Source organism: Streptomyces sparsus, from assembly GCF_054776295.1.
Genome location: NZ_BAAHCA010000085.1, coordinates 1 through 10,573, shown reverse-complemented (window position 1 = coordinate 10,573; position 10,573 = coordinate 1). Strand labels below are relative to the sequence as shown.

General features: G+C 72.0%; 11 protein-coding genes. 2 read left to right on the top strand and 9 right to left on the bottom strand.

All coding sequences use genetic code 11. From position 1 onward, the window contains the following. Positions 1-184: 184 nt before the first annotated feature. A complete protein-coding gene (locus tag ACYVE9_RS07625) occupies positions 185-1,147 on the bottom strand; it encodes a helix-turn-helix transcriptional regulator (protein ID WP_461026967.1) in 963 nt (320 codons plus the stop codon). A gap of 63 nt (positions 1,148-1,210) precedes the next feature. Here ACYVE9_RS07625 and ACYVE9_RS07620 point away from each other — a divergent pair, with 63 nt between their 5' ends. Beyond that, the gene (locus ACYVE9_RS07620) at positions 1,211-2,353 is read left to right on the top strand and encodes an epoxide hydrolase family protein (protein ID WP_461026966.1); all 1,143 of its coding nucleotides are present in this window, start codon (positions 1,211-1,213) and stop codon (positions 2,351-2,353) included. Between the two features lie 299 nt (positions 2,354-2,652). On the opposite strand, the gene ACYVE9_RS07615 is transcribed toward ACYVE9_RS07620, so the two are convergent. The 8 genes from ACYVE9_RS07615 to ACYVE9_RS07580 form a co-directional block, all read right to left on the bottom strand. Next, positions 2,653-3,357 carry a lysophospholipid acyltransferase family protein gene (locus ACYVE9_RS07615; protein WP_461026965.1) on the bottom strand — a complete coding sequence of 235 codons (705 nt, stop codon included), beginning with the start codon at positions 3,355-3,357 and terminating at the stop codon, positions 2,653-2,655. A 418-nt stretch (positions 3,358-3,775) separates the two neighbouring features. Then, complete coding sequence (locus ACYVE9_RS07610) at positions 3,776-4,687, bottom strand: NADP-dependent oxidoreductase (protein WP_461026964.1); 912 nt, start codon at positions 4,685-4,687, stop codon at positions 3,776-3,778. 173 nt (positions 4,688-4,860) lie between these two features. Continuing rightward, the gene (locus ACYVE9_RS07605) at positions 4,861-5,343 is read right to left on the bottom strand and encodes a MarR family winged helix-turn-helix transcriptional regulator (RefSeq protein ID WP_461026963.1); all 483 of its coding nucleotides are present in this window, start codon (positions 5,341-5,343) and stop codon (positions 4,861-4,863) included. Between the two features lie 7 nt (positions 5,344-5,350). Beyond that, positions 5,351-6,421, bottom strand: coding sequence for an alkene reductase (locus ACYVE9_RS07600; protein WP_461026962.1), 1,071 nt, complete (start codon positions 6,419-6,421; stop codon positions 5,351-5,353). Between the two features lie 204 nt (positions 6,422-6,625). After that, a complete protein-coding gene (locus tag ACYVE9_RS07595; RefSeq protein ID WP_461026961.1) occupies positions 6,626-6,784 on the bottom strand; it encodes a hypothetical protein in 159 nt (52 codons plus the stop codon). Positions 6,785-6,887: 103 nt separating this feature from the next. After that, complete coding sequence (locus ACYVE9_RS07590; RefSeq protein ID WP_461026960.1) at positions 6,888-7,838, bottom strand: cytochrome c oxidase assembly protein; 951 nt, start codon at positions 7,836-7,838, stop codon at positions 6,888-6,890. A gap of 91 nt (positions 7,839-7,929) precedes the next feature. Beyond that, on the bottom strand, positions 7,930-8,658 hold the full coding sequence (locus ACYVE9_RS07585) for a type 1 glutamine amidotransferase (protein ID WP_461026959.1): 729 nt from the start codon (positions 8,656-8,658) through the stop codon (positions 7,930-7,932). Between the two features lie 27 nt (positions 8,659-8,685). Then, positions 8,686-9,927, bottom strand: a complete 1,242-nt coding sequence (locus tag ACYVE9_RS07580; RefSeq protein WP_461026958.1) for a MurT ligase domain-containing protein — start codon at positions 9,925-9,927, stop codon at positions 8,686-8,688. A 110-nt stretch (positions 9,928-10,037) separates the two neighbouring features. Between ACYVE9_RS07580 and def the strand changes: the two genes are divergently transcribed. Further along, positions 10,038-10,573, top strand: a 536-nt coding sequence (gene def, locus ACYVE9_RS07575; protein WP_461026957.1) for a peptide deformylase, incomplete at its 3' end; no start/stop codon positions are given.

Here is a 10,573-nt window from a genome sequence, read left to right as displayed (position 1 = left end):
TGCCGCCCGCTCGCCCACGAGTGCGGTCGGCACTGCGGTCTCCGCCGAGGCCCCATCGGTCCCACCCGGGCAAGCGGGGGCGTGGGCGGCCGAGTCCCGCGCCGAGCCGACGGCAAGGTGCTCACGAGCCCCGAAGCCCGGCCGCCGACCCCCGACGACATCGTCAACCACCGACGGCCGGGGCTCACGTCGTGGAGGCGCCGCCCGCCGCACGGCGAAACCTCGTCGCGAGGCGGTCGAACGCCACCGCGAGCTCGTCCCCGTCGATCACCTCGATGTCCACGTCGAGCTGTGTCATCCACAGCGCGAGCCGGCCCGGTTCGTCGGAACCCAGCTCGACGCGGCACGTGGACTCGTCGACCACCTCGATATCAACCGGGATGGGGATCTTCGCGGCGACCTCGGCGGCGGGTGCGTGCACGAGTACCCGGGCGCGGTACTTCCAGGCCCCCTTGCTGACGCGTCCGACGACGTACTCGACGACATCGTCCCCGGGGATCACGCGCGGCTGGAACCGCGCACCCGTCGGCGGGTGCGGAACCATGCGGTCGACACGGAAGACGCGCCAGTCGTCACGGTCGAGATCCCACGCGAGCAGGTACCAGAGCGGCCCCCAGCTCACCAGCCGTTGCGGTTCGGTGTGGCGTGCCCCTTCGCCGCCCCCGGGCTTCGTGTATCCGAACCGGAGCCGTTCGTGGCCGCGGACCGCAGCGGCGACCACGCCGAGAACCGACAGATCGAGCGGCGGTTCGGCCCCTGGAACGACGCTCGTCGCCTCGCGTACCGCCTCGACGCGCCGACGCAGGCGCGAGGGCAGCACCTGCTCCAGCTTCGCGAGCGCGGTGAGCGATGTCTCCTCGACGCCGAGCCTCTGGGACGCGACCGCACCCAGTCCGACCGCGACGGCGACGGCCTCGTCGTCGTCGAGCAGCAGCGGCGGCATCGCCGTCCCGGCGGCCAGCCGGTACCCGCCCGCGACGCCGGGGCGCGCGTCCACGGGATAACCGAGCGACCGGAGCCTGCCGATGTCGGCGCGCACGGTCCTCGTGCTCACATCGAGCCGGCCGGCGAGCTCGGCGCTCGTCCAGTCGCGCTTGAGCTGGAGCAGTGACAGCAGTTCAAGCAGGCGGGCCGAGGTCTGCAACATGTTCTCCAGCATCACAGCAATCGCGGAAGCTGATCTGCCGCATTGCCTGGCAGCGTCGGTGTCATGAACGAGAACAACGCAGTCACACCGTTCCGCATCGACATCCCGCAGGCCGACATCGACGACCTGCGCGACCGGCTGGCACACACCCGCTGGCCGGCCCCCGTGCCGGGCCGGGACGATCGCACCGACTTCAGCCGTGGCATCCCGCTGGTGTACCTGAAGGAGCTCGCCGCGTACTGGCGCGACGGGTTCGACTGGCGTGCGCAGGAGGAGAAGCTCAACGAGCACGAACAGTTCACGACGGTCGTCGACGGTCAGACGTTCCACGTCGTCCACGCGCGATCGACGAACCCGGAGGCCGTCCCGCTGCTTCTGAACCACGGCTGGCCGGGCTCGTTCGTCGAGTACCAGCGGCTCGTCCCGCTGCTGACCGACGAGTTCCACGTGGTCGTCCCGTCGCCGCCCGGCTTCGGGTTCTCCACCCCGCTGTCGGGGACCGGCTGGGAGCTGGCGCGGACGACGGAGGCCTACGCCGAGATCATGACGCGTCTCGGCTACGAGAGGTTCGCGGCCCACGGCACCGACATCGGTGCGGGCATCACCGGCCGCCTCGCGGCGCTCCACCCGGAGCGCGTCCTCGGCACGCACTTCGGCAGCGACCCCCGGTGGCTCGGGTTGGTCGGGGACGGGTTCCCCTGCCCCGACGGTCTGTCCGAGGACGAGATCGCCCAGCTTGAGGCGGTGCGCACCGAGGACGCTGCCGACCGCGGGTATCTCGTGATGCAGAACCACCGTCCCGACACGATCGGCGCGGCGCTCACCGACTCGCCGGTAGGTCAGCTCGCGTGGATCGCCGAGAAGTTCAGGACCAGGACCCGCGGCGACCACCGGACGCCGGACGAGTCGGTCGACCGCGACCAGCTCCTCACGAACATCAGCCTGTACTGGTTCACCCGCAGCGGCGCGTCGAGCGCGCAGTTCTACTACGAGTCCGAGCACTCCGGACTCGACCTGCTCATGGCCTCCGGCGTGCCGTCCGGATGGGCCGTGTTCGACACCCACCCGCTCATACGCCGCGTGATGGACCCCTGGAAGGCGATCGGCCACTGGAGCGAGTTCACCGAGGGCGGTCACTTCCCCGCAATGGAGGAGACGGAACTGCTCGCAGACGACATCCGCACCTTCTTCCGCGGCCTCTCCTGACTCTGCGTCAGGGATCGCCCGTCACGGGGACCCGTTCGAGGGCCGGCCGGTCCGGCACGTCCGGGACCTCGCCGGCCTCCGGTCCGGCGGCGTTCAGCGACGTCTCGGTCCCGTCCCGCTCGTGAAACCGCAGGGCCGAGACGGAGGCGACCACCTCGCCGTCGGGCAGGGCGCCGGGAGGCGAGGTGGTCGGGCCGCTGGAAGGTGACCAGCGGGAGCGCGACAGCCAGGAGGTCGTGCCGCGTCTCGGCCTGTCGTTCTGAACCGAGCACCCAGCGCTGACCGCTTCCGAAACCCGCCTACCCCGGTTCCGGTTTGTCCTGCTCGGCGGCGGCCAGTGCCTTGGCGTCCGGCGCGTACATGTCGACGTACTCCTGATCGGACAGGCCCAGGATGGCGTACATGATCTCGTCCGTGACCGCCCGCAGCACCGCGCGTTCGTTCTCCATGCCGGCGAAGCGCGAGAAGTCGAGGGGTTCGCCGAAACGGATGGTGACCCGGCCGATCCGCGGCAGTCTGCGACCCGGGGGCTGGAGCTCGAAGGTGCCGACCATCGCGCACGGGATCACCGGCACCCCGGCGCGCAGCGCCATCGCGGCGACCCCGACCCGCCCCTTGTAGAGCCGGCCGTCATGCGATCTGGTGCCCTCGGGATAGATGCCGAGAAGCTCGTCCTTGACGAGTACCCCGAGCCCTTCCTCGATGGCGGCCCGCGCCGCGCCGCGCCCCGACCGGTCCACGGGGATCTGGCCGGCGCTCCGGAAGAAGGCCGCCGTCAGCTTGCCCTTGAGGCCCGGACCGGTGAAGTACTCGGACTTGGCGAGGAACGTGATGCGCCGGTGCAGCATCGCCGGCATCAGGAAGTGGTCGGAGAACGACAGGTGGTTGCCCGCGACGATCGCCGCGCCCTCGTCGGGCACCCGGTCCAGGCCCTCCAGACGCGGCCGGAACAGCAGCCGCAGCAGCGGCCCGAGCAGTACGTACTTCAGCACGTAGTAGAACACGGTCTTCCCCCACCTCTACCGGGTCGGCTCTGCGGCCGGGTTCTGCCAGTTCATAGGACTGTTCCAGTGATCCGTCGATCCGCTTGCGTGATCGACCGCGGCCGTTTCTGATCGCACTCCCGCTGACTCGTCGCAGACTCCCCTGATCCGGCGTCAGGCTGTGGGCCGGCTCGTCGTCCGCTCCGGTTGATCGATCGTAGCTCCCTCCCGCGTGCCCCGGCACGGTCAGGGGATGCCCTGCTTCCGGCGCCGGCACCCTGCCGGCAGACGCGATCCGCGTCCGGTGCGACGCACCGGACGACCGCATGAGCGCAGCCGGGCGTGCCCAGCGGCGGGGACGGCACCGCCCGCAGGGAGCTGGAACGCCGACTCCGGTGGCGGCCGGTGGGAGGGCTGTGCGGGCCGGCGCCTCGTGTGCTCAGCCGACGGTCGGGACGAGCTTGCCGCGTACGTGCCCGGTGGCGCTGACGCGCTGGGCGGCGGCGGCCTCGGCGAGCGGGTAGGTGGCGGCGACCGTGGTCACCAGCGAGCCGTTCGCGGCCTGTTCGGCGAGCGCTGCCAGGTCCGGTGCGGACCTGTCCTCGGGGGCGCCCGAGGAGAACGTCACGCCGAGCTCCGCGGCGGCGAAGTCGGCGATGGTCACGATGCGCTCGGTCCCCCCGCGCAGCTCGACCGAGTCGGGCAGCGCACCACGGCCGGCGACGTCGAACACGGCGTCGACGCCCCGCGGGGCGAGCGCCCGGACGCGGTCGACGAGCCCGTCACCGTAGAGCGTCGGGGTCGCGCCGAGTGAGGCGAGGTACCGCTGGTTCTCGGCGCTCGCGGTGCCGATGACGTGTGCGCCGCGCGCCACGGCCAGCTGCACCGCCACGGTTCCGACCGCTCCGGTCGCGCCGTGCACGAGCAGCGTCTCCCCGGCGCGGACGTCGAGCAGGCGCAGCACGCGGTTCGCGGTGTCGCCGGCCACCGGCAGGGCCGCCGCGTCCGCGAAGGACAGTGCCGCGGGCTTGGTCGTGAACGTGCCGGCGAGTGCGTACTCGGCGTAGGAACCGGTGTCGGCCCAACCGAGCACCGCGTCCCCGACGGAGACGGCGGTGACGCCGTCGCCGAGCGCGTCGACGGTGCCGGCGAGCTCAAGCCCGGGGACCGACGGCAGGGGAGTGGGGAACACGGCCTCGAGCGCGCCGGAGCGGATCTTGCCGTCCAGCGGGTTCACGCCCGCCGCCCTGACCCTGACCCGGATCTGGCCGGGGCCGGGTCGTGGGATCTTCTCGTCGGACTCGTGCAGGACTTCGGGACCACCGAAGCGGTCGAAGACGATGGCTTTCACGTGAGGCCTCCTGGTCGGAACGGCGTTGTGCGGGTGCCACCGGGGTCGGTGGGGTCGTGCCCGCGGGACGGGTCCGGACCCGGGGACGGGCGGGCCCGGACCGGCCGGTGAGCGGGAGGGTGATGCGGGAGCCGCGGCACGGGACGGCAGCCGGCCGGCTCGGATCGGCGGTCTCAGGCGGGCTCGGCGCCGTTCTCCCGCTGCGGGCGTTCAGCGATCGACGTCTCGATCACCCGGGCGAGGCGCACGAAGGTCGCGACGTCCTCGGGGTTGAGATCGCGTACGGACACGTCCTCCAGTACGGACCACATCCGTTCCAGCGGCTCGCGCATGTCCCGCCCGCGGTCGGTGAGGTGGACCACCATGACCCGGCGGTCGTGTGCCGCAGGTTCGCGGGTCAGCAGTCCGGCCTCCTGCATGCGCCGCAGGGACTTGGAGACGGTCGAGTGGTCCAGGCCGACGCTTTCCAGCAGCTCGGACTGGGTCTGTCCGTCCCGGTCGAGGAGCTGCATCAGCAGCAGTTCCTGTCCCGGGTGCAGGCCGAGGTCGCGCAGCATGGCGGCGGCGTGACCTCGGTGGGCCCGGGCGAGCGTGAAGATCGCGTGGCTCAGCGGGCCGGAGGCGGCCGTGGAGGGCGGGGAGGGGGGAGTGGGCACGGGGACCTCAGCTGACGGTCGCACGGATCGTGGGGTAGTCGGTGTAGCCGGCCACGCCGCCGCCGTAGAAGGTGCTCCGGTCGGCCTCGTTCAGGGGTGCCCCGGCTCGCAGCCGCTCGACCAGGTCCGGGTTGGCCAGGGCCATCGTCCCGACGGTCACGGCATCGGCCAGCCCCGAGGCGACGTCCTCGGCGCGGGCGCCGATGTCGGCACCGGGCCGGTTGAGCACCAGGGCGGTGGGCCAGTCGCGGCGCAGCTCCCGCACCAGGGCGTCGTCACCGCCGTGGACCACGTGCAGGAAGGCCGGCCGGAGCGGGGCGAGGGCACGCACCAGCGCCGGGTACAGCTCCGACGTGTCGGTCTCGGCGATGTCGTTGAACGGGTTGCCGGGTGAGATGCGTATGCCGGTGCGCCCGGCGCCGATCTCGTCGGCGACCGCCGAGGTGACCTCGACCGCGAGGCGGATGCGGTTCTCGACCGTGCCGCCGTAGTGGTCGGTGCGCCGGTTGCTGTTGCCGGCCAGGAACTGGTGCAGCAGGTAGCCGTTGGCGGCGTGGATCTCCACCCCGTCGGCGCCCGCCTCCACGGCTGAGGCCGCGGCCCGGCGGAAGTCCGCGACCGTCTCGGTGATCTCCGCGGCCGTCAGCTCCCGGGGTTGCGGCATCTCCTTGGGCCCTGCGGCGGTGAACATCATGCCGGCAGGCCTGATCGCGGACGGTGCCACGGGCTGCCGGCCGTGCGGGGTGTTGTCGGGGTGGGCGATCCGCCCCACGTGCATGAGCTGGACGACCAGGCGCCCGCCGGCCTCGTGCACGGCGTCGCTGACCTGCCGCCAGCCGGCGATCTGCGCGTCGGTGTGGATGCCGGGTGTCAGCGGGTAGCCCTGCCCGTCCGCGGAGGGCTGGGTGCCCTCGCTGATGATCAGGCCGAGTGAGGCCCGCTGCGCGTAGTACTCCGCGTTGAGCGCGGTGGGCACACCGTCGGCCGTGGCGCGGTCCCGGGTCATCGGCGCCATGGCGAGCCGGTGCGGCAACACGATGTCGCCGAGCGTGACGGGCTGCCAGAGTGCTGCGGTCATCGTTTCCTCCGAGAATTTAGTGGCTGGCCACATAAAAACTAGCACTCTTTATGTGGCTAGCCAACTATTAGTCGGAGGGTGACGCGGAAGGAGGCGGGGGAAGCACCCGGGCAGGGGCGCTCAGCGGCCCGCCGCGCGCGTGGGCCACGTGTCGAGTCGGGGCGGGGCGGTCGGCGCCCGGCCCCGACGGGCGGAACGGTCGGCTCAGTTGCCGTTCGCCGTCACCAGCCCGAGCGTCGCCAGGCCCAGCACCACCCAGGCGAACCACAGCCAGCCGCTGCCGCCCAGCGCCACCGAGTACGCCGAAGCCAGCACCAGCGCGACCACAGTGGCCGCGGTCATCCCCTTCACGGCTCCCGGCATCGCAGCCACCTCCTCCGCACGCCCGGCACGGCGGTCACCGCCCGGCACCCGGACCGGGTACCCATCGTGGCCCCACTCAGACAGTGCGCGTCACCGGCGGCGGCTACCGTCCGCGTGCCTGCAAGGAGGCCAGGTAGGCGTTGTAGGCCGCCAGCTCGCTGTCCCCGTCCCGGTCGGCCGCCCGGTCGGACCGCTTGGACTGCCGCTGCTCGGAGACGTACCACTGGAAGATCAACGCGATCAGCACCAGCACCGACGGGATCTCGCTGAACGCCCACGCGATGCCGCCCGCCCACGTCTGGTCGGTCAGCGGGTCCACGCCGAGCGACTCCGGCGGGTCGGCGTACGTGCCCACCATGGGCTGCGAGGCCATCATGAGCGCGATGCCGAAGAAGGCGTGGAACGGCATGCCGATGAACAGCTCCAGCATGCGCATCACGTAGCCCGGGCGGTGCGGGCCGGGGTCGACCCCCATGATCGGCCAGAAGAAGACCAGGCCCACCGCGAGGAAGTGCGCCATCATCGCCAGGTGCCCGGCGGTCGACCCCATCAGGAAGTCGAACAGCGGCGTGAAGTACAGCGCGTAGAGGCTGGCGATGAACAGCGGGATGGTGAACGCCGGGTGGGTGATCACCCGCAGGTAACGGCTGTGCAGCAGCGCCACCAGTGCCTCGCGCGGCCCGGTGCGCCCGCGCCCGGCGGAGGGCAGGGCCCGCAGCGTCAGCGTCACCGGGGCGCCCAGCAGCAGCAGGATCGGCGCCAGCATGCTGATCACCATGTGCTGCACCATGTGCACGCTGAACAGCACCATGCCGTACTCGTTCAGCGCGGTGAGCATCACCAGGGCGATCATCGCGACCCCGAGCACGAAGCCGACGGTGCGGCCCACCGGCCAGGCGTCGCCGCGCCTGCGCAGCCGCACCACACCCCAGCCGTAGAGGGCGAGGGCGAGCAGGCAGCCGGTCAGGAAGAACGGCTCGCCGGTGAACGCGAGTCCGCGTTCCAGCGTGAACGGCGCCAGATCCATGTCGGTGCCGTGATCGCTGTGGTCCATCCCGTACTCTCCCGGTTCGCGCCGATCGCCCGCACCAGAGTAGAACCGCCCCCGGCCGCGACAGCAGCCGGGGGCGGGGGAGCGGCGGGGGTCAGGCCGGCTGGGTCGCGGCCGCGATGCGCTCGCCGCGCAGCGCCTCGTACCACCGGTCGTCGACCGGCGGCAGCGCGTTGACGTCCAGCGCGAGCTTGATCAGCAGGTCGCCGATCAGCGGGTTGCGGGCCAGCACGGGGCCGTGCATGTAGGTGCCGAAGACCGTGTTGTTCCAGGCACCCTCGGTGCCGTCCCCGGTGCCGTTGCCCTTGCCCAGGTGCACCCGGGCGAGCGGCCGGGCGGTGGGGCCCAGGTACGTGACGCCCTGGTGGTTCTCGAACCCGGTGAGCTGGGGGAGTCCGAGACGCTCGTCCATGTCGGCCAGTACGTCGCCCACGCAGCGCTCCGCCTCGCCCCGTCCGGAGGTCACGTCCAGCAGGCCGAGGCCCGGCTGCCGGTCCCCGAGGTCGTTGACGAACTCGTGGCCGAGGATCTGGTATCCGGCGCAGACCGAGAAGATGATCGCCCCGTTGTCGTGGGCGCGCTCCAGGCCGCCGTCGCGCATCAACCGCTCGGCCGCCAGCCGCTGCGGGCGGTCCTCACCGCCGCCGATCAGGTAGATGTCCCCCGACGTGGGGATCTGCTGGTCGGACCGGACGTCGACGCGCTGGACGTCGAGACCGCGCTGCTGGGCGCGGCGTTCGACGACGAGCACGTTGCCCTGGTCGCCGTAGGTGCTCAGCAGGTCCGGGTAGACCCACACCACCCGCAGGCTCGTGTCACTCATGGTCGCCTTCCTTCACGCGTGTGGGGGTCAGTTGCCGACGACGCGGCGCAGGTCCTGGAACGCGGTGTAGTTCGCGATGGCCTCGATGCGGCCCGGCGGGCAGGCGAGCACCGCCTCCTGGGCGCTGTCGCAGACCTGGAAGTCCACGCCGGCCACCTCCAGCCGCACCGCGAGGTCGAGACGCCGGTCACCGATCACGCAGATGGGGTGCCCGGCCAGGCGGGAGTAGTCCACGTCCCACAGCCACGAGGTGTCCGTGCCGTCGGCGCCGCGCGCGTTGACCGCGAGGATCACCGGTGCCGGCGGCGGGTCGATGAGGGAGAAGGTCTCCAGCCAGCCCGCCGGGTTCTTGGCGAGCAGCAGCCGGATCTCCCGGCCCTGGTGCGAGACGACGTCGTAGCGGCCGGCGACGGCCGCCACCGAGTACATCCGTTCCAGCGCGAGCTGCGGCGCCACCCCGAAGGCGGCGGCGACGGCGGCCGACGTGGTGGCGTTCGCCTTGTTGGCGCGTCCCGGGAGCTGGAGCCGGATCGGCCAGGCCGATCCGTGCGGGTCCAGCACGTGGTCGCCGGAGAGGGCCCAGGTCGGCGTGGGGCGGCGGAAACCGCACTCGCCGCAGAACCACTCGTCGCCGGGACGCTGCATGACGCCACCGCAGGAGGGGCACGACCACGCGTCGTCCTTCCATTCCTGCCCGGCGGCCACCCACACCACGTTCGGCGACGAGGACGCCGCCCAGACGACCAACGGGTCGTCGGCGTTGGCGATCACCACGGCCTTCGTCCCCGACAGTCCCTCGCGCCACCGCTCCGCGAGCATCCGGGTCTCGGCGGCGCGGTCGAGCTGGTCACGGGAGAGGTTGAGCAGGGCGATCGCCTTGGGCGTCACGTCCCTGGCGACGCCGGCCAGGTACTTCTCGTCCACCTCGATCACGCCGTAGCGGGCACGGGAACCACCGGCCAGCGCCGAGGTGATGCCGGCGGGCATGTTGGCGCCCAGCGCGTTGGACACGACCTCCTCGCCGGTGGCCCGGAGGGCCTCGGCGATCAGCCTGGTTGTTGTTGTCTTGCCGTTCGTCGCCGACACGAGGACCACGTCCAGATGCCCGGCCAGGCGAGCCAGCAGATCGGGATCGAGTCTCAGCGCCACCTTGCCGCCGATGACCGATCCACTTCCGCGGCCTGCGGCCCGCGATACCGCCGCCGCGGCCCTGCCCGCCGTCACAGCCAGTTTGGCCCGCGGCGACAGCGGCTCCGAGTTGCCTGCCATCGTCCTAGATCCTCCTTGTGCTCCGGTCATGGAGCACCCTACCGAGACGTGCGGCGTGCTCCCGAACCGCACCACCTCAGGATGCGCCCGTCCGCCGTAGTCTGACGGTCATGCAACGTCGTTCGATCCCGGGCAGTTCCGGCCGTGTACGGGCCATGAGGCGCTTCGGTGATCCCGTGCTGCACGAGCCGTCCGTGGAGGTGACCGATTTCGGCGCGCGGCTGGGTCAGCTGGTGGAGGACCTGTTCGCCACCATGTACGCGGCGAACGGGGTGGGCCTGGCGGCCGGTCAGATCGGTGTCCCGTTGCGCGTCTTCGTCTTCGACTGCCCCGACGACGAGGACCGGCGGCATCTGGGGCACCTGGTCAACCCGCGCCTGGTCTCGGTCGACGGGCCCCGGGTGAGCGGTCCCGAGGGCTGCCTGTCGCTGCCCGGTCTGGAGGCGGCCACCGCCCGCTGGGACGAGGCCGTGGTGGAGGGCGCCCGCAGTGACGGCAGCCCGGTGCGGGTGGCGGGCGACGGGTTCTTCGCCCGCTGCCTCCAGCACGAGTGCGACCACCTCGACGGCCTGGTCTACGCCGACCGGCTGGGCCCACTGCGCCAGGCACGGCTGCGGCGGGCCGCCCGGCGTACCGCGTGGGCCCG

What these genes read in the sequence shown, in the direction of transcription:
- ACYVE9_RS07585 (WP_461026959.1), bottom strand. Translation starts at nt 8,658, where the DNA reads ATGAGTGACACGAGCCTGCGGGTGGTGTGGGTCTACCCGGACCTGCTG.
- ACYVE9_RS07625 (WP_461026967.1), bottom strand. Translation starts at nt 1,147, where the DNA reads ATGTTGCAGACCTCGGCCCGCCTGCTTGAACTGCTGTCACTGCTCCAG.
- ACYVE9_RS07620 (WP_461026966.1), top strand. Translation starts at nt 1,211, where the DNA reads ATGAACGAGAACAACGCAGTCACACCGTTCCGCATCGACATCCCGCAG.
- ACYVE9_RS07580 (WP_461026958.1), bottom strand. Translation starts at nt 9,927, where the DNA reads ATGGCAGGCAACTCGGAGCCGCTGTCGCCGCGGGCCAAACTGGCTGTG.
- ACYVE9_RS07590 (WP_461026960.1), bottom strand. Translation starts at nt 7,838, where the DNA reads ATGGACCACAGCGATCACGGCACCGACATGGATCTGGCGCCGTTCACG.
- ACYVE9_RS07600 (WP_461026962.1), bottom strand. Translation starts at nt 6,421, where the DNA reads ATGACCGCAGCACTCTGGCAGCCCGTCACGCTCGGCGACATCGTGTTG.
- ACYVE9_RS07595 (WP_461026961.1), bottom strand. Translation starts at nt 6,784, where the DNA reads ATGCCGGGAGCCGTGAAGGGGATGACCGCGGCCACTGTGGTCGCGCTG.